Genomic DNA, 17,301 nt, shown 5'->3' on the forward strand with positions numbered 1-17,301 from the left:
GAGTTAATTGCAGACAGGTTGTTTGCATGCTAGTATTTTTTTAACGATAAAATAGCCAATGCATCCACTTTTGAAGAAATCGTTGCCACATATTGCGGCCATTCTATTTTTCTTGGGATTATCTTATGCGTATTTTGCACCTCAGCTGCAGGGTAAGCACCTGCAGCAGAGCGATACGGAGCAATTTTTAGGAATGTCGAAAGAGATAGTCGACTATAGAGCGGCAACTGGTGAGGAGGCGCTTTGGACTGACAGCATGTTTGGCGGAATGCCCGCTTACTTGATATCAACTGTTTATAAAACAAACTATATTCGATACGTTGATGACTTTTTTCAGTTGGGGCACTCTCGTCCAGCGAGTTTCCTTTTTATTATGCTCGTCGGAAGTTACATCCTGATGCTCGCTTTTGGAATGAATCCTTGGTTGGGTATTATTGGCTCATTGGCTCTTTCATTATCGTCGTACTACTTTATTATTATTGCAGTAGGGCATAACTCGAAGATGATTGCAATTGCATACTTAGTCGCTCTTATTGGAAGTATTGTTCTTGCTTATCGACGAAAAATGTGGCTAGGAGTGTCTTTAGCAGCGTTGTTTTTAGGGTTGGAATTATATTCGGGGCACCCACAAATTACCTATTATGGTGGATTTTTGGTGTTCTTTTTCTTGGTGGCAGAGTTTATTCGTTCGTATAAAGAAAAGATTGTAAGTCAATTTGTAAAGGTTTCTGCGGCGTTAACCATTTCGTTAATTCTAGGGATTGGTGCAAACTTTTCTCATTTGTATTTAGTTTGGGATTACGGTAAAGATTCCATACGTGGAAAAAGCGAGCTTACTCACAATCAGGAAAATAAAACGACAGGTTTAGATAAAGATTATGCCTTGGCTTGGAGTTATGGAATTGCAGAATCTTTCAATATGTTCATTCCTAACTTGATGGGAGGTTCTTCTGTGGTTGGACTTAAAACAGATGGCGAAACTGCCAAAGTTTTATCGCAGGTAGGTTACCCTGCTGATGCAGCAACCCAGATACCTTCATATTGGGGGCCGCAGCCAATGACGATGGGGCCTGTATATATTGGAGCTGTTGTTATTTTCTTCTTCATACTGGGGCTGTTTTATATAAAGGGAACATCAAAGTGGTGGCTTGTAGGAGCGACCATTCTTTCTATTCTTTTAGCGTGGGGAAGTAACTTGCTGTTCTTTTCTGAGTTCTTCTTGTCCTATTTCCCAATGTATAGTAAGTTTCGTACTGTTTCAATGGTTCTTGTTATTGCAGAAATTGCGGTTCCGATACTTGCAATGCTTGCCCTTAAGAAAATGCTTGAGCCCAATTTTAATAAAGAAGAGGGAATTCATGGATTGAAATGGGCTACTGGTATTGCTGGTGGAGTTGCGCTATTTTTTGCATTGTTTGGAGGATCGATGTTTAACTTCCTTTCTACTAATGACCAGCAGTTACCAAAAGAACTGCTAGGCGCAATTGCGACCGACAGAGCAGCTCTTTTGTCTGCTGATGCTTGGCGTACTTTTGCGTTTGTTGTAGTAGCGGCAGCGGCATCTTGGCTTTTGATCACAAAGAAGATAAAGTCACCTCTGTTTTTGGGTGCAATAGGGTTGCTCATTCTTGTAGATATGATTCCTGTAAATCACAGGTATTTGAATGAGAAAAATTGGGTTCCGGCTATGCAAGCTGCAGTTCCTTTTACACCTAGTCAAGCCGATCAGGCCATAATGAAGGATACTACTCACTATCGCGTACTCAATCTTTCTGTTAATCCGTTTAATGATGCTTCTACGTCATACTTCCATAAATCGGTAGGAGGGTATCATGCTGCCAAGATGCGACGTTATCAAGAGTTGATAGATTTTCATCTATCTCAAAATAACATGGCGGCATTTAATATGCTTAATACCAAGTATATTATTGTTCCAGATCAAAAAAGTCAAACTCTTCAAGTTCAGGTGAATAGTGGTGCCCTTGGTAATGCTTGGTTTGTGAATGAAATTAAGATGGTTCCGAATGCGGATGCTGAAATTGAGGCCTTGAAGGGGTTTGATCCTAAGCACTTGGCTATTGTTGATAAGCGTTTTGAGAAGGAACTCGGATCATTTAAATCAAGTGCAGATACAGCTGGGAGTATTGTTTTGACCAAATATAAGCCGAACTATCTAAGCTATCATTCGAACAATAAAACAGAGCAATTGGCCGTTTTCTCCGAAATATACTATGAAAAAGGTTGGGATGCGTATATTGATGGAAAGTTAGCCCCTTATTTAAGAGCTAATTACGTTCTTCGTGCAATGGTTATTCCTGCTGGTGAGCATACTGTTGAGTTTAAATTTCAGCCAGTAATGTTTAAGGTTGGTAAAATCGTCGACTTGGCTTGTTCTTTGACATTAATTTTATTGGCAATAGGCATTATTGGGGTTGAGTTATATCGTTTAGGTTGTCCAAAAAAGAACCAACTTAGTTAGGGATTATGGCAAAAAGCGAAAACAAATCGATTAGACGAGGCATTAGAAATTCATACTTATCTTCTATAGTAAGCGTTACTCTGGTGCTTTTCCTGTTGGGGGCAATGGGGCTGATTATGCTTAATGCTAAGCAGCTGTCTGATAATGTTAAAGAAAATGTTGGATTCAATGTGTTTCTTGCAGATTCATTGTCTAATGCCGAAATAAACTTGTTTAATAAATCGTTGAATGGCAAGTCTTATGTGTACGAAACTACACTTACAACCAAGGCTGAGGCTGCTCAGCAATTCTCGCAAGAGTTAGGGGAAGATTTTGTGAAGTTTCTTGGTGTTAATCCGTTGCCTGCTTCTATTACAATAAAATTAAAGGCGGAATACCTTCACCCTTCTGCTCTAGCAAAGGTAAAAGCAGAAATAGAGAGAATGCCTCAAGTTCAGGAAATAGTATTTCAAGACAACCTAGTAGAAGCAATTAATGCGAATGTAAAGAAGATTAGTCTTATAATTTTAATTTTTGCAGGATTGCTTTTGTTTGTTTCTATTGTATTGATTAATAATACGATTAGGCTTGCTATTTATGCCCGAAGATATATTATTAATACGATGAAGCTTGTAGGAGCAACAGCTGGATTTATTCAGAAACCATTTCTGCTTAGAAGCATTGCGCATGGCTTGTATGCAGGGTTGTTTGCGGTTGTGCTTTTGGTTGGATTAGTTTTTGTGGCTTTAGAAGAGCTTCGCGAGGTAATCTACCTTAATAACATAAACTGGATCATTATTTTATTTGGAGGAATAATAGTTCTTGGTGTTGTTATAAACTTTATATGTACTTTCTTTGCAGTAAATAAGTTTCTTCGATTAGGTTCTGAAGAAATTCATTATTAAAAATTTGATTATGGCTAACGAAACAAGTAATGAGCGTAAAAATTTTGCGCTAGGTAAGGAGAATCTAAAGTTGCTTCTTATTGGTTTTGTAATCATCATACTTGGATTTGTATTAATGGCGGGTGGCGGATCAACCGATCCAAAGGTGTTTGATGAGAGCATTTTTAGCTTCCGCCGTATAACCTTAGCTCCGATTGTGGTTCTTATAGGTTTCGGGTTTGAAATCTATGCAATAATGAAAAAGCCTAAAGAGTAGGCTGAACAGCCTTGGGCATATAGAAATTGCTTGTCATAGCCTCTGTTTTTGCATTCAATGCAGGCAGAGGCTATGGCAATTCGTCGTTTAAAAGAGAATAATGGATACATTACAGGCAGTTATTATTTCGATTGTAGAGGGGATTACCGAATTTCTTCCGATATCGTCAACGGGGCATATGATAATTGCCCAAAAGTTACTAGGAGTTGAAAGCACTGAGTTTGTGAAAGCGTTTACCGTAAATATTCAGTTTGGTGCCATTCTTTCAGTGGTAGTATTGTACTGGAAGCGCTTTGTGTCAGGACGTTTTCAACGCGAGGTTTTGGAGCAAGCAGGAGTTGGTGGTGACGATTATTTCTCTAGGCTTTTTAAATTTTATTCAAAACTGTTTGTCGCATTTCTACCGGCTGCTTTTGTTGGGTTTATATTTAGCGATGATATCGATCGCCTGTTAGAGAATGTAACTGTAGTTGCAGTATCTCTTATTTTAGGAGGTATACTGCTACTGTTTATAGATCGTATGTTTGGGAAAGCATCCGAAGATCAGGAGGTAACCTACAAAAAAGCTTTTAAAATTGGGGTTTTCCAATGTATTGCAATGGTTCCTGGAGTCTCTCGTTCTGCAGCAACAATTATTGGAGGGATGGCCTCTAAGCTAACACGTCAGAATGCTGCCGAATTTTCTTTTTTCTTAGCGGTTCCTACCATGTTTGCTGCATCGGCATACAAGTTGTTGAAAGATTATCAGATACTTCTGGAATGGAATAACCTAGTTATTCTTCTGGTCGGAAACGTTGTTTCTTTTTTAGTCGCAATGGTTGCGATAAAGTACCTAATGAAGTACCTCACCCATCATGGATTTAAAATGTTTGGATGGTATAGAATTATTGTTGGTGCTGTTATTTTAATACTACTGGCATTAGGTGTCGATCTACAGGTAATGTAGGGCCTTTCATGTTAAATAGAAATTTGATGATTGTTAATCAGATAGATGTAAATACAAAATTTGAGGATGGCGTTGTTTTGGTAATCGACAAGCCCTATAAGTGGACTTCTTTCGATGTTATACGCAAAATCCAAGCCATGCTGAAGCATAACCTGGGTTATAAGAAAATTAAGATTGGTCATGCAGGAACGCTTGATCCTTTGGCAACAGGCTTACTGGTGGTTTGTATTGGAAAAGCAACCAAGCAGATAGAGAAATTGCAGGCTCAAGAAAAAGAGTATATCGCAAATGTTAGATTTGGTGCTACAACCCCTTGTTTTGATCTAGAAAAGCCTGTTGATGTAGAATATCCCTATGAGCATATAACAAGAGAGTCTGTCGAGGCTATTTTGCCCCAATTTTTAGGAGTGCAGGATCAGATCCCTCCACTGTTTTCCGCTAAGCTGGTTGATGGAGTAAGAGCTTACGAACTTGCTCGGGGGGGCGTAGACATGGAGTTGAAGCCTAATAAAGTAGAAATAAGAGAGATTTCTATTTTAAACTACGCAGGCAGGGATGTAGATTTTCTGGTTAAATGTAGCAAAGGAACCTACATTAGGGCACTTGCTCGAGATTTGGGCTTGGCGCTGGATAGTGGAGCGCATCTTACAGGGTTAAGGCGCACTGCGAATGGGGTGTTTCGGGTAGAAGATGCCCTTAGCATGGAAAAAGTTGAAAATATTTTCAACGAATTGAAACAACTACGAAAATAACCCGTATAAAGGACACCGACTGTATCATATAACGTATCACAAATGAAGCTTTCTCAGTACAAATTTGATTTACCGGCTGAATTGATAGCCAAATTTCCAACCCCAAATCGCGACGAATCGAGGTTGATGGTGCTAAATAGAAAAGAAAAAACTATTGAGCATAAGGTTTTTAAGGATATTATCAACTATTTTGATGATGGTGATGTGATGGTATTCAATAACACCAAGGTTTTTCCTGCTCGTTTATACGGCAATAAAGAAAAAACGGGTGCTCAAATTGAGGTGTTTTTGCTTCGCGAGTTAAATCGAGAGCAGCGTCTTTGGGATGTTTTAGTTGATCCAGCACGTAAAATTCGTATTGGAAACAAGCTTTATTTTGGAGATGATGACTTGTTGGTTGCCGAGGTGATTGATAATACAACGTCCAGAGGTCGAACTCTTCGTTTCCTTTTTGATGGAAACTATGAGGAGTTTAAGGACGCCCTTTATAAGATGGGTGAAACTCCGCTACCAAAGTGGGTTCGTAAAGAGGTGGTTCCAGAAGATGCAGAACGCTACCAAACGATCTTTGCAAAGCACGAAGGAGCTGTTGCTGCTCCAACTGCAGGGTTGCATTTCAGCCGCGAGCTGTTGAAGAGAATGGAGATTAAAGGTTTAGATTTTGCTGAAATTACCCTCCATGTGGGATTGGGGAATTTTAGAACTGTTGATGTAGAGGATCTGACTAAGCATAAGATGGATTCAGAGCAGATTATAATACCAGAGGATGCTGCTCAAATTGTAAATGCTGCAAAGGATAATAAAAAGAATGTTTGTGCTGTAGGAACTACAGTGTTACGAACATTGGAGAGTTCTGTGGCTACAACAGGGCATTTGAAGCCCTACAGCGGGTGGACTAATAAGTTTATTTTCCCTCCTTATGATTTCTCGGTGCCAACAAGCATGATTACGAACTTTCATCTTCCCTTGTCTACATTGTTGATGATGGTTTCTGCTTTTGCTGGATATGATTTTCTTTTTGATGCCTATGAGGAAGCATTGAAGGAAAAATATCGTTTTGGAACTTACGGCGATGCAATGCTTATATTGTAAACACAGTTAGAACTATACAAACGAAGGGCTGCAATTTGCAGCCCTTCGTTTGTATAAAAAATCTGGTGTTTGAAGAAAAAGTTGCTCTAGGGGCTTGCAGGATTAAAATAGAGGGGTTATATTTGCACCGCGTTTGAGGGAAACCTTAGGCGAAAAACCTTCCTCAATAGCTCAGTCGGTTAGAGCACCTGACTGTTAATCAGGGGGTCCTAGGTTCAAGTCCTAGTTGAGGAGCAAAAGCCCGAACGAAAGTTCGGGCTTTTTTGTTTTCCTTCTTTAGAAGAATGAATTCGTGCGATTTTTTCTTACTATTGCTTGAAATAATAAATTTTGAGTCGTGAGAAAAATATTGTTACTACTATTCGGCTTTTTGTCTATAGCCAAACTTGCAGATGCCTGTACCACATTTATAGTGTCTGGAAAGTATACTTCCGATGGACGCCCTCTCTTGTTTAAGCAGCGTGATACCGATAACTTGGAGAATGCGTTGGCTTACTTCAGGGACGGAAAGTACAGTTATTGCGGGATTGTTAACTCGAATAAGGATGCATCTCGGATGGTTTGGGGCGGTTATAATACAGTTGGGTTTGCTATAATAAATTCTGCTGCCTATAATAACAATGTTGGTGACTTCTCGAAAGAGAAGGATCAGGAGGGCGTTGTTATGAAAAAGGCATTGATGCAATGTCGGACTGTAGATGATTTTGAACTTTTGCTGAAAACGTTGCCAAAACCCTTGGGTGTCGACGCCAATTTTGGGGTGATCGATGCCGCTGGGAATGGGGCTTATTTTGAGACCGGCAACTATACCTATAGGAAGGTTGATGTGAATGACCCTATGGTAGCTCCTCATGGCTTTTTAATCCGAACAAATTATTCTTACGGAGGACCTCTAGAGGAAGGGTATGGCTTTATTCGGTATAATACGGCAAATGACGCCTTGATGGGAATGTCTGCTGAAGGCGATTTTAGCGTAGAGAGAGTATTAAAGGATGTTTCTAGGAGTTTATCCCATTCGCTTACAAAAACGAATCTGTGGAATGCCGTTCCAAAGAGCGCGAATGGCGCTGATTTTCGCTTTTTTATTGACTATATAGCACGTTATTCAACTTCCTCTGCTATGTTGGTGGTTGGGCTAAAGAACGGCGAAAATCCAGATCGTATGATGATGTGGACTGTTCTTGGTTTTCCTTTTACAACAGTCGCTATTCCGACGTGGAATGCAGGGGGAGACTCTTACCCGAATTTCATGAAGCCTCAACTGGATAGTGTTGCTCCTATTTGTAGCGTAGGCTTGCAGATGAAGTCTAAGTGCTATCCTTATAAAAGGAGAGAGGGTGGCAGCTATGTAAACCTTGCTGCGATTATAAATCAAGATAATTCGGGCTTTTTGCAACGAATTTTGCCGATTGAAAGCGAGGTTGTTCGGCGTGCTGGTTTGGTTAGTGCTTCTTCTGATGCGGAATTTAAGCGTCAAGTTGTAATTTTTAACCAGTGGGTGGAGGGTTTTGTTGCAGATAAATATACGGAGCAGTTTCACCTAGATTTAAAAAGTAGGCCATAAAAAAAGCCCGAACGAAAGTTCGGGCTTTTTGCTCCTCAACTAGGACTTGAACCTAGGACCCCCTGATTAACAGTCAGGTGCTCTAACCGACTGAGCTATTGAGGAAGGTTTTTTGCCTGAGGTTTCCCTCAAATGCGGTGCAAATATAACCCCTCTATTTTAATCCTGCAAGCCTTTTTTTAATAAAACGTCATTGTACAAATTATAAAAACTTATAATCTGAATAGATGGGGCTGTCGGTCAGGTTGTTATTTCTGTGGTAAAATAAGGTGATGTTCGTTATTATTTGGGTAAAGTAGATATCTTTGCGGCTGATATCAATAAAAGACAAAGACAATAAATAGATGGCATCAGTTTTAGGACTAGGAAATGCGCTAGTAGACATACTGGCAGGGGTACCCAATGATGATTTTCTACACCATTTTGATCTTCCGAAGGGTAGCATGCAGCTAATCGATGAGAATACCGCACATAAGATTACAGGTCATTTAAAATCGTTTGAATTGCGCAAGGCTCCTGGTGGTTCTGCCGCGAATACTATAAGTGGGCTATCTAAGCTTGCGGTGGATACTGGCTTTATCGGAAAGATCGGGGATGACGAAATCGGTAAATTCTTCAAAGAAGACATGATTCGTAGCGGTATCAAACCGATGCTTTCGGTAGGAAGAGCCCCATCTGGAAGAGCGCTAGTTTTTGTTACTCCTGATTCTGAGCGCACATTTGCAACCTACCTTGGTGCTGCTGTCGAGTTGGTTCCAGAGGAATTGGCAGAAACTGATTTTAAGGGCTATTCCTATTTCCATATCGAAGGGTATATGGTTCAAAATCACGATTTGGTTCGACAAGCTGTGAAAATTGCCAAACGACATGGTTTAAAAATATCGTTAGACCTAGCCAGCTACAATGTTGTTGAGCAAAATATGGAGTTTTTGGATGAGATCCTTCGCGACTATGTTGATATTGTTTTTGCGAATCAAGATGAAGCAAAGGCGTTTACGGGGCTTGATCCAGAAGGAGCTCTTTCGGAGTTGGCGGGACTGTGTGAAATTGCAGTCGTTAAAGTTGGCCGTAAAGGTTCTTACATCAAAAAGGGGATGGAAGTTCATAAAATTGGCATAATTGACGCAATACCGTTGGATAAAACTGGAGCTGGAGACTTGTACGCGTCTGGATTTATTTATGGGCTAATCAATAAGTATCCGCTCAATATTTGTGGAGAACTCGGATCCATTCTTTCTGGAAAAGTGATTGAGGTGGTAGGGCCTAAGATGGAGGATCAGGTATGGGATACAATTAAAGAAATGATAGCTGATGTTCTAAATCGATAGTCTAGCTTTTGTTTTCGTTTGTATATCTTTGAAGAGAGACATTCTTTAAAACAACTATTAACAGATTATATTATGTTTCCAAAAGAAATCTACTCAGAGCGTAGGAGTAAGTTGCGCGCAAAGTTGCATTCAGGGATTGCCCTTTTCTTAGGCAACTTTGAAGTGCCAATGAACTATAGGTCTAATACATATCGTTTTCGTCAGGATAGTACATTTCTTTACTTCTTTGGCTTAAATCAGCCTGATTTGGCGGCCATTGTTGATTTTGAGCAGGGGGTAGATGCTATTTACGGGAATGATGTTGATATTGAAGATGTTATCTGGATGGGGCCTCAGCCAAGTCTTAAGGATAGGGCTGCTGAAGTTGGCGTTGTTGCTACGCATCCTTTGAGTGAACTTCAAAATGCGGTGACATCAGCCCTTAAAAAGGGGCGTAAAGTCCACTTCTTGCCGCCTTACCGTCACGAAAACATGGTTGTAATAGGCGATTTGTTAGGTGTTACGACTAGTAAACTATCTAATTATGTATCTGTAGATTTAATTAAGGCTGTTGTATCTCTTCGATCTATAAAAGATATTTACGAAATTGCAGAAATAGATAGAGCATGCGAGGTTGGTTACCAAATGCATGTGGCTGCGATGAGAATGTGTAAACCAGGTGTATATGAGCGAGAAATTGCTGGTGCTATTGAAGGGATATCCCTTTCGGCTGGAGGCGGAGTTTCTTTCCCTGTAATTTTATCTCAGCATGGCGAAATTCTTCATAACCATCATCATGGTAATATGCTAGAAGCAGGTAGGCTAATGATCGTAGATTCTGGAGCAGAAACAGCTCTTGGCTATGCTTCTGATTTTACCCGTGTTACTCCTGTTGGAGGAAAATTCACTTCGAAGCAGAAAGATGTTTACAACATTGTGCTTGCTGCAAATAATTTGGCAACAAGTATGGCTCGCCCTGGAATTAAGTACCAAGAGGTGCATTTAGCCGCTGCGCGAACAATCGCAGAAGGCCTAACCGCTTTGGGCTTAATGAAAGGGAATGTGGATGAGGCTGTTCGCAATGGCGCTCATGCACTCTTCTTCCCTCATGGATTGGGGCATATGATGGGGCTAGATGTCCACGATATGGAGGATTATGGTGAAAACTATGTGGGCTACGACGAGGAAACTTCTCGGATAGATCAGTTTGGGACTGCTTATTTAAGATTAGGCCGTCGTTTAGAGCCTGGTTTTGTTCTTACCAATGAGCCTGGTATTTACTTTATTCCGGCTTTAGTTCAGAAGTGGAAGGATGAAAAGATTAACGAATCATTCATCAACTTTGCAAAAGTAGAGGAATACCTTGATTTTGGCGGCATTCGTTTGGAAGATGATTTGCTTATCACCGACAAAGGGAGCCGTCTGTTGGGAACAAAGCGCGTTCCAATTACAGTAGAGGAGGTTGAAGAAACCGTAAATAGTTAGTTTCAAGAAAAATATAGAGGGTGCTAGCTGTCTGGTGGGCACCCTTGTTCTTTATATGCCAATGAAAGTTTGTGTTTACTGTGCTTCGAGCGCAAAAGTCTCTGAAAAATATTTTGCTGCAGCCGAGACCTTGGGTGTTTTGATGGCAAATAACGAGCATACGCTAATTTATGGTGGAGGCTCGCTAGGATTAATGGGAAAGATAGCCGACACGATGCTTGCTCATGGCGGGCATGTAAAGGGAGTTCTTCCTCGCTTTATGGACGAAGTAGAGTGGGGGCATAAGGATATTTCTGAAATGGTATTGGTGGAGGATATGCATGAACGCAAGAAACTACTAATAGATGGTGTTGATGCTGTCGTTGCATTGCCTGGAGGTTGTGGTACGCTTGAAGAGTTATCGGAGGTGGTAACTTTAAAACGATTGGGAAAGTTTACTAAGCCGATAGTTATTCTTAATCTTGATGGCTTTTATGATCCGCTGAAGGCTCTTTTTGAAAAAATGATAGAGGAAAAATTTATGCGTCAGGAGCATCGGGCTATTTATACCTTTGTCGATACTGTAGAGGAAATTATTCCTGCAATAAAAAATGCACCAGCATGGGATGCTGATGCAATATCTTTTGCGGCGGTATAGATTATTTTCTTCTTAGATAGAATAGTTTGGTTCCGTCAATGGAGTCTTCTGCATAAGGAATTCCAACTATTGCAGGGGCTTTAACCCCTTTAAAAAAGAGTTTGGGGCCGTAAAAAATTCGAGCCTCGTCCCAGCAATCTCTGTCGATGAACCCTTGCAAGGTTCTTGCTCCGCCTTCTATAATTACCGATTGTATTCCTCTTTTGTGGATGTAGTCAAACATTTGAATTTCGGCATCTCGAGCAAAGTCTATAGAAACCAGCTCAAGGTTTTTTATCTTTTCAAAGAGTTCTTTGCGGGTACTCGATCCCGAATTTTTACCGATAAAAACAATGGTTGGCTGACTTCCATCGAAGATATGGCTTTCAACGGGGGAAACTAATGTTCTGTCTATAAGGATTCGAGTAGGGTTTTCTCCATTCCAAACTCTTACATTTAGTTTGGGGTTGTCGTTGGTGATAGTGTTATTTCCTACAAGGATTCCTTTTTCTTCGCTTCTCCACCTATGAACTAGCGTTTTGCAGGCTTCGTTCGAAATCCAGGTGGGTTGAGTTGGGGCTCCTGCTTCCCTTTCGATATCAATAAAACCATCAAGCGTTTGAGCCCATTTAAGGATGACGTAGGGGCGTTTTTCGGTGACAAAGGTGATGAATCGTCGGTTTAGCCATTGTGCCTCTTTTTCTAAGATCCCCACCGTAACATCAACCCCATGGTCTTTGAGCCTTTTTATTCCGCGTCCAGCAACTTCGCTGTATGGATCTTGCATGGCAATTACCACTCGTGGTATTTTGTGCTCGATGATGAGATCTGCGCATGGTGGCGTTTTTCCAAAGTGGCTGCAAGGTTCTAAGGATACGTATAGCGTGGATTTGTTTAGTAATGATTTGTCTTTAACTGATTTGATGGCGTTTACTTCAGCGTGGGCTTCACCATATTTGCGATGAAAACCTTCTCCTACTATTATTCCATCGTGGACAATGATAGAGCCAACCATGGGGTTGGGAGCTACAGAGCCTAATCCCATTTCGGCAAGTCGGAGGCAATGCCTCATGTATTCCTCATCAATATTGCGATCCATTCGATTTTATCTTACTTTTAGTTTCGAAAATAGCAGAAATTGCAACGGAAACAAAATAAATGAATACTTCTATTCGTAGCCTGTTGGGCATTCATATTCATCAACTTTCAGATATTTATGCTCCGGAGGAGGCTAAAGAGATTGCTTATAGGTTGGCAGAGCATGTGTTGGGGTGTAATCGCTCTAAGTTATTGTTGGAGTTAGATGGCTGTGCTTCTAGCGCGTTCAGAAAGGAGGTGGCGTCTTACATTCAGAGGCTGCTTTGCAGTGAACCTCTGCAATATGTGATTGGGGAGGTCGAATTCTATGGTTGCCTTATTAAGGTTACGCCAGATGTTCTTATTCCTCGTCCAGAGACTGAAGAATTGGTGGACATTATTGTGAGAGATTGGAGCGCAAAAGAGATTCGAGTAGCAGATTTTGGGACTGGAAGTGGTTGTATTCCTGTTGCGCTCGCAAAGAATCTGGCTTTATCAATGGTGACTTCTGTTGATGTCTCGGAAAAAGCGTTGCAGGTGGCTCGAGAAAACGCTCAGCAAAATGGCGTTGACGTCAATTTTTTGCTGGATGATATGAGGAGTTTTAAGTCAGAGGAGCTGTTTGATGTAATAGTGAGCAATCCGCCCTATGTAATGGAAGTTGAAAAAGCTTTAATGCGAGATAATGTGCTGAATTACGAGCCTCATCTAGCCTTGTTTGTAAAAGATTCTGATCCGTTGGAATTTTATAAGGCTATTGCAAGAATTGCATCAGCTCAACTTAAGGTTGGAGGTAAAGTTTATCTGGAAATAAACCAGCAGTTAGGCCTAGAGACTGCAAGCTTGTTTGCTGATTTGGGAATGAACACCGAGGTGCGAAAAGATCTGTTTGGTGTTGATCGGTTTGTTCTGGCCGAATGGGGAGGGCAAAAATGAAAAGGGAGATATCAGCAAAAGATGCCTATGAGCGGCTAACAAGGCTATGTTCATCAAGAGAAATTTGTGAATACCAGGCTCTGCAAAAAATGTTTTCATGGGGAGTTGCTGAGGAAGACAGGGCTTCTGTACTTAAACATTTAGTTGAGGAACGATATATAGACAACGAGCGCTACGCTGTCGCATTTGCTCGCGATAAGTTTCGATTTGACAGATGGGGGCCTCAGAAGATAAAATCGCATCTGGCATTAAAACATATTAGTCAAGAGCATGTGCAGTTGGCCTTGAAAGAAGTCGAGATAGATAAGCTTCCTGAGGCTGTTGTACGAGAGTTAAAGCGTAAATCTGAGACAACGAAGCATAAAAATGAGTATGACCTCAAAATGAAGCTGATTGCATTCGGCGTTCGGAAGGGATTTGATTTTGATATAGTTGTAAGGGCTGTTAATCAGATTGTAATGAAATAAAAAAGGCTTACCGAAGTAAGCCTTTTGTGGAGAATATCGGAGTCGAACCGATGACCTCTTGCATGCCATGCAAGCGCTCTAGCCAGCTGAGCTAATCCCCCTTAGAGACGCTGCAAATGTAAATGAATTTTGGAATAAATCAAAAGTGATAAGCGTGTTTTTAAAAAAAAAAGTAATCTTCTGATATTAAACATTGAATTGTTGTGAAATTTAAGAATTTATTGAGGTAAATGTTTGTTTTTAAAATTATCAGAAATATATTTGTATTCATCCGAGCAATCTTTAGCATGGATTGTTTGGTTTATATAGTATATAAATTATAAGCCCTTAATAAAACAGACATGGAAATCAAGAAATCGCCTAAGGCGGATCTTGAGAACAAACGTTCAATGTTCTTACAGATCGGTTTCGTCGTGGCTATTGGATTATCCCTCTTCGCTTTCGAATATGATTTTGGCGAAGCTCAGGAGACCCAAAGTTTTGCCGCAAAAACAGTTGTTGCTGAAGAAGAAATAGTGCAAACAAGTCAGCAAGAACAACAACAACAACAGGCCGAGGTCGCTCCCCAACAAATTATTTCAGATGTGCTTAAGATCGTTCGTAACGATGTAAAAGTAAGTAATGAGCTTGATTTGAATATGGAAGATACCAAGGAAGCTGCACCAATAACCATTCCAACAGTTTCTAAGAAAGAAGAGGTTGTCGAGGAAGAGGAGCCATTTTTGGTGGTGGAGGACATGCCTACGTTTAACGGGAAAGAAGCCGCTATCGGGTTTCGCGAATATGTAGGTAAAAACCTTAAATATCCAGATGTTGCACAGGAGAACGGTATACAAGGTACTGTTTTTATCTCATTTGTTGTTGAGCCAACAGGGGCGGTGACAAATGTAAAGGTGCTTCGTGGGGTTGATCCTGCGTTGGATAAAGAGGCGGTTCGTATCGTGCAAAGCTCGCCTAAGTGGTCGCCTGGTAAGCAAAGAGGAAAGTCGGTACGCGTATCGTTTACGTTCCCTATTAAGTTCCAGTTGAACTAATGTTATTTATACCGAATAGTTACTGAAAGCCCTGATAATCTCAGGGCTTTTTTGTTTACCTTTGTTGCAACTAATAGGCATTTATGGGATTTGATGTAATAAGTACAGCTCCAGTTCAGGAAACAGCCATTCTTGTTGGTGCAATTACCGATAAGCAGAGCGATTTTCAGACGAAGGAGTATCTTGACGAGCTAGAGTTTCTTGCAGAGACGGCCGGTGCTCGTACCGTAAAGAAGTTTATTCAGCGGGTACATGCAACCAACTCTAAGACCTATGTTGGAGCAGGAAAACTTGATGAGATAAGAGCGTATATCGAGGAGAATGAGATTGGTATGGCTATTTTTGATGACGAGCTAACTCCATCACAGCTTCGTAATGTTGAGCGCTATCTTAACTGCAAGGTGCTAGATAGGACTAATTTAATTCTCGATATTTTTGCGGCTCGAGCCAAGACGGCCTACGCCAAAACTCAAGTAGAGTTGGCTCAGTATCAGTATCTGCTTCCTCGTCTTACCCGAATGTGGACTCACCTTGAGCGTCAGCGCGGGGGAATTGGGATGAGAGGGCCAGGAGAAAGCCAGATCGAAACAGACCGCCGTATTATTTTGGATAAGATATCGCGTTTAAAAGAGCAACTTAAAAAAATAGATAAGCAGATGGCTATCCAGCGGGGTAACCGAGGAAGCCTAGTGCGGGTTGCGTTGGTGGGCTATACTAACGTAGGAAAGTCTACCATAATGAATCTTATCAGTAAGTCGGAGGTGTTTGCCGAGAATAAGCTTTTTGCGACGCTAGATACAACCGTTCGAAAAGTTGTTTTCGAAAATCTTCCATTTTTACTTTCGGACACGGTTGGATTTATTAGAAAGCTACCTCACCAGCTGGTTGAATCGTTTAAATCGACTTTAGATGAGGTTCGGGAGGCTGATTTGCTTATTCATGTGGTGGATATTTCTCACCCCAACTTTGAGGAGCAGCTGAATGTTGTAAAGGAGACGTTGGCGGATATTGGAGCCGCTGATAAACCTGTATTCTTGGTGTTTAATAAGGTAGACGCTTACACTTATATAAAGAAGGATGACGATGATCTAACTCCTGCTACTAAAGAAAATATGAGTTTGGAGGATTTGAAGAATAGCTGGATGTATAAAGAAAATAATCCCGCCATATTCATGTCGGCTAAGGAACGAATCAACTTGGATAAGTTTCGGTCAGACATGTATAAAATGGTTGCAGAAATAAGTCAGGGGCGATATCCTTTTGGAAATTTCCTTTGGTAAGAGAAAAAGAGGCGCTTTAAGCGCCTCTTCTTTTATGCTTTTATGAATCCCTTCTTTAGTAGGTATAATGCTATCTGAACGGCATTGGTGGCCGCTCCTTTTCTTAAGTTGTCGGCAACTATCCACATGTTGAGGGTATTTGGTTGCGAGATATCCCGGCGAAGGCGCCCTACGAATACTTCATTTTTGCCTTCAGCATAAAGAGGCATTGGGTATATTTTGTTGGCAGGATCGTCTTGTACAATAATTCCTTCTGTACTCGAAAGGATGTTTCTTACTTCTTCTAAGTTGAAATCATTGGCAAATTCAACGTTTACGGCTTCAGAGTGCCCACCTTTTACTGGAATTCGAACTGTGGTTGGCGATACGTTGATGCTGTTGTCTCCTAAAATCTTACGGGTCTCGTTTACCATTTTTAGCTCTTCCTTTGTGTAGCCGTTTTCGGTAAACACATCGATGTGAGGAAGGCAGTTCATATCAATTGGGTAAGGATATATCATGTCTGCAGCTTCTCCGTTACGTTCTGCAGCCATTTGATTAAGCGCTTTTATACCAGTTCCGGATACCGACTGATAGGTAGAAACAACAATACGTTTAATAGAGAATCTTGCATGTAGCGGAGCAAGTGCCAATACCATTTGAATGGTAGAGCAGTTTGGGTTGGCTATAATTTTGTCTTCAGCAGTTAGCTCATCCGCATTAATTTCGGGAACAACCAACTTTTTAGTTGGATCCATTCGCCAAGCAGAGCTATTGTCTACAACAAAGCATCCTGCTTCAGCAAATTTTGGAGCCCACTCCTTAGACGTGTCCCCGCCTGCAGAAAATAGGGCCAATGTAGGTTTTAGGCTTAGGCCTGTTTGTGGGTTGACTACTTTATACGCATTTCCTTTAAAAAAGACCTCTTTTCCTACCGACCGTTCCGAGGCAATAGGTATTAGCTCGGTTACTGGAAAGTTCATCTCTTCTAGGACTTTTAGCATAACGCCTCCAACTAGCCCTGTGGCTCCAAATACTGCTACTTTCATCTGTGTATTTCTGATATTAAGATAAATAACAACGCGATTATTTATGGAGTGAAAAACAAATTTTGTAAATTTATTAAACTAAAAATCGACAGAAATAG

At 40.9% G+C, this 17,301-nt stretch carries 16 protein-coding genes and 3 tRNA genes; 15 read left to right on the plus strand and 4 right to left on the minus strand.

Annotated elements, in window-relative coordinates; genetic code table 11:
- Positions 1–268 precede the first annotated feature (268 nt).
- From L990_RS17980 to L990_RS18015, 8 genes are all read left to right on the plus strand, one after another.
- Positions 269–2,479, plus strand: a complete 2,211-nt coding sequence (locus tag L990_RS17980) for a YfhO family protein (RefSeq protein WP_231562304.1) — start codon at positions 269–271, stop codon at positions 2,477–2,479.
- A gap of 5 nt (positions 2,480–2,484) precedes the next feature.
- Entirely contained in the window at positions 2,485–3,363 is an 879-nt protein-coding gene (locus L990_RS17985; RefSeq protein WP_047452258.1) for a cell division protein FtsX, read from the plus strand.
- 10 nt (positions 3,364–3,373) lie between these two features.
- On the plus strand, positions 3,374–3,619 hold the full coding sequence (locus L990_RS17990; protein ID WP_047452260.1) for a DUF3098 domain-containing protein: 246 nt from the start codon (positions 3,374–3,376) through the stop codon (positions 3,617–3,619).
- A 100-nt stretch (positions 3,620–3,719) separates the two neighbouring features.
- Entirely contained in the window at positions 3,720–4,565 is an 846-nt protein-coding gene (locus L990_RS17995; RefSeq protein WP_047452264.1) for an undecaprenyl-diphosphate phosphatase, read from the plus strand.
- A gap of 26 nt (positions 4,566–4,591) precedes the next feature.
- Positions 4,592–5,317 (plus strand): tRNA pseudouridine(55) synthase TruB, encoded by a 726-nt coding sequence (gene truB, locus L990_RS18000; protein WP_047452371.1) that lies wholly within the window; start codon positions 4,592–4,594, stop codon positions 5,315–5,317.
- Positions 5,318–5,359: 42 nt separating this feature from the next.
- On the plus strand, positions 5,360–6,409 hold the full coding sequence (gene queA / locus L990_RS18005; protein ID WP_047452266.1) for a tRNA preQ1(34) S-adenosylmethionine ribosyltransferase-isomerase QueA: 1,050 nt from the start codon (positions 5,360–5,362) through the stop codon (positions 6,407–6,409).
- 160 nt (positions 6,410–6,569) lie between these two features.
- Positions 6,570–6,643 (plus strand) — tRNA-Asn (locus tag L990_RS18010).
- 103 nt (positions 6,644–6,746) lie between these two features.
- Complete coding sequence (locus tag L990_RS18015; RefSeq protein WP_047452268.1) at positions 6,747–7,973, plus strand: hypothetical protein; 1,227 nt, start codon at positions 6,747–6,749, stop codon at positions 7,971–7,973.
- 31 nt (positions 7,974–8,004) lie between these two features.
- Here the strand turns inward: L990_RS18015 and L990_RS18020 are convergent.
- Positions 8,005–8,078: transfer RNA gene (locus L990_RS18020), tRNA-Asn, on the minus strand.
- 239 nt (positions 8,079–8,317) lie between these two features.
- Here L990_RS18020 and L990_RS18025 point away from each other — a divergent pair.
- The 3 genes from L990_RS18025 (at position 8,318) to L990_RS18035 (ending at position 11,402) form a co-directional block, all read left to right on the plus strand.
- Positions 8,318–9,301 (plus strand): adenosine kinase, encoded by a 984-nt coding sequence (locus L990_RS18025; protein ID WP_047452269.1) that lies wholly within the window; start codon positions 8,318–8,320, stop codon positions 9,299–9,301.
- Between the two features lie 72 nt (positions 9,302–9,373).
- On the plus strand, positions 9,374–10,765 hold the full coding sequence (locus tag L990_RS18030) for an aminopeptidase P family protein (RefSeq protein WP_047452270.1): 1,392 nt from the start codon (positions 9,374–9,376) through the stop codon (positions 10,763–10,765).
- Between the two features lie 61 nt (positions 10,766–10,826).
- Positions 10,827–11,402, plus strand: coding sequence for a TIGR00730 family Rossman fold protein (locus tag L990_RS18035; protein ID WP_081981814.1), 576 nt, complete (start codon positions 10,827–10,829; stop codon positions 11,400–11,402).
- 1 nt (position 11,403) lies between these two features.
- Here the strand turns inward: L990_RS18035 and ribD are convergent, their stop codons facing one another.
- On the minus strand, positions 11,404–12,480 hold the full coding sequence (gene ribD, locus L990_RS18040) for a bifunctional diaminohydroxyphosphoribosylaminopyrimidine deaminase/5-amino-6-(5-phosphoribosylamino)uracil reductase RibD (protein WP_047452273.1): 1,077 nt from the start codon (positions 12,478–12,480) through the stop codon (positions 11,404–11,406).
- A 59-nt stretch (positions 12,481–12,539) separates the two neighbouring features.
- Here ribD and prmC point away from each other — a divergent pair, with 59 nt between their 5' ends.
- Positions 12,540–13,394: a peptide chain release factor N(5)-glutamine methyltransferase gene (prmC, locus tag L990_RS18045; RefSeq protein WP_047452275.1), complete on the plus strand. Its 855-nt coding sequence runs from the start codon at positions 12,540–12,542 to the stop codon at positions 13,392–13,394.
- The gene (locus L990_RS18050; protein WP_047452277.1) at positions 13,391–13,861 is read left to right on the plus strand and encodes a regulatory protein RecX; all 471 of its coding nucleotides are present in this window, start codon (positions 13,391–13,393) and stop codon (positions 13,859–13,861) included. Before prmC ends, L990_RS18050 begins: the two co-directional genes overlap by 4 nt.
- 27 nt (positions 13,862–13,888) lie before the next feature.
- Here L990_RS18050 and L990_RS18055 read toward each other — a convergent pair.
- A tRNA-Ala gene (locus L990_RS18055) sits at positions 13,889–13,962 on the minus strand.
- Between the two features lie 240 nt (positions 13,963–14,202).
- Here L990_RS18055 and L990_RS18060 point away from each other — a divergent pair.
- A complete protein-coding gene (locus L990_RS18060; RefSeq protein ID WP_047452279.1) occupies positions 14,203–14,895 on the plus strand; it encodes an energy transducer TonB in 693 nt (230 codons plus the stop codon).
- An 83-nt stretch (positions 14,896–14,978) separates the two neighbouring features.
- Positions 14,979–16,175, plus strand: coding sequence for a GTPase HflX (gene hflX / locus L990_RS18065; RefSeq protein WP_047452281.1), 1,197 nt, complete (start codon positions 14,979–14,981; stop codon positions 16,173–16,175).
- Between the two features lie 32 nt (positions 16,176–16,207).
- Here hflX and L990_RS18070 read toward each other — a convergent pair whose 3' ends face one another.
- Positions 16,208–17,203 carry an aspartate-semialdehyde dehydrogenase gene (locus L990_RS18070; RefSeq protein ID WP_047452283.1) on the minus strand — a complete coding sequence of 332 codons (996 nt, stop codon included), beginning with the start codon at positions 17,201–17,203 and terminating at the stop codon, positions 16,208–16,210.
- Positions 17,204–17,301: the final 98 nt, after the last annotated feature.

This window comes from Alistipes sp. ZOR0009, from assembly GCF_000798815.1.
Lineage (GTDB): Bacteria > Bacteroidota > Bacteroidia > Bacteroidales > ZOR0009 > Acetobacteroides.

Coding starts and splice junctions, on each gene's coding strand:
- L990_RS17980 (WP_231562304.1), top strand. CDS start 269: ATGCCCGCTTACTTGATATCAACTGTTTATAAAACAAACTATATTCGA.
- L990_RS17985 (WP_047452258.1), top strand. CDS start 2,485: ATGGCAAAAAGCGAAAACAAATCGATTAGACGAGGCATTAGAAATTCA.
- L990_RS17990 (WP_047452260.1), top strand. CDS start 3,374: ATGGCTAACGAAACAAGTAATGAGCGTAAAAATTTTGCGCTAGGTAAG.
- L990_RS17995 (WP_047452264.1), top strand. CDS start 3,720: ATGGATACATTACAGGCAGTTATTATTTCGATTGTAGAGGGGATTACC.
- truB (WP_047452371.1), top strand. CDS start 4,592: ATGATTGTTAATCAGATAGATGTAAATACAAAATTTGAGGATGGCGTT.
- queA (WP_047452266.1), top strand. CDS start 5,360: ATGAAGCTTTCTCAGTACAAATTTGATTTACCGGCTGAATTGATAGCC.
- L990_RS18025 (WP_047452269.1), top strand. CDS start 8,318: ATGGCATCAGTTTTAGGACTAGGAAATGCGCTAGTAGACATACTGGCA.
- L990_RS18030 (WP_047452270.1), top strand. CDS start 9,374: ATGTTTCCAAAAGAAATCTACTCAGAGCGTAGGAGTAAGTTGCGCGCA.
- L990_RS18035 (WP_081981814.1), top strand. CDS start 10,827: ATGAAAGTTTGTGTTTACTGTGCTTCGAGCGCAAAAGTCTCTGAAAAA.
- ribD (WP_047452273.1), bottom strand. CDS start 12,480: ATGGATCGCAATATTGATGAGGAATACATGAGGCATTGCCTCCGACTT.
- prmC (WP_047452275.1), top strand. CDS start 12,540: ATGAATACTTCTATTCGTAGCCTGTTGGGCATTCATATTCATCAACTT.
- L990_RS18050 (WP_047452277.1), top strand. CDS start 13,391: ATGAAAAGGGAGATATCAGCAAAAGATGCCTATGAGCGGCTAACAAGG.
- L990_RS18060 (WP_047452279.1), top strand. CDS start 14,203: ATGGAAATCAAGAAATCGCCTAAGGCGGATCTTGAGAACAAACGTTCA.
- hflX (WP_047452281.1), top strand. CDS start 14,979: ATGGGATTTGATGTAATAAGTACAGCTCCAGTTCAGGAAACAGCCATT.
- L990_RS18070 (WP_047452283.1), bottom strand. CDS start 17,203: ATGAAAGTAGCAGTATTTGGAGCCACAGGGCTAGTTGGAGGCGTTATG.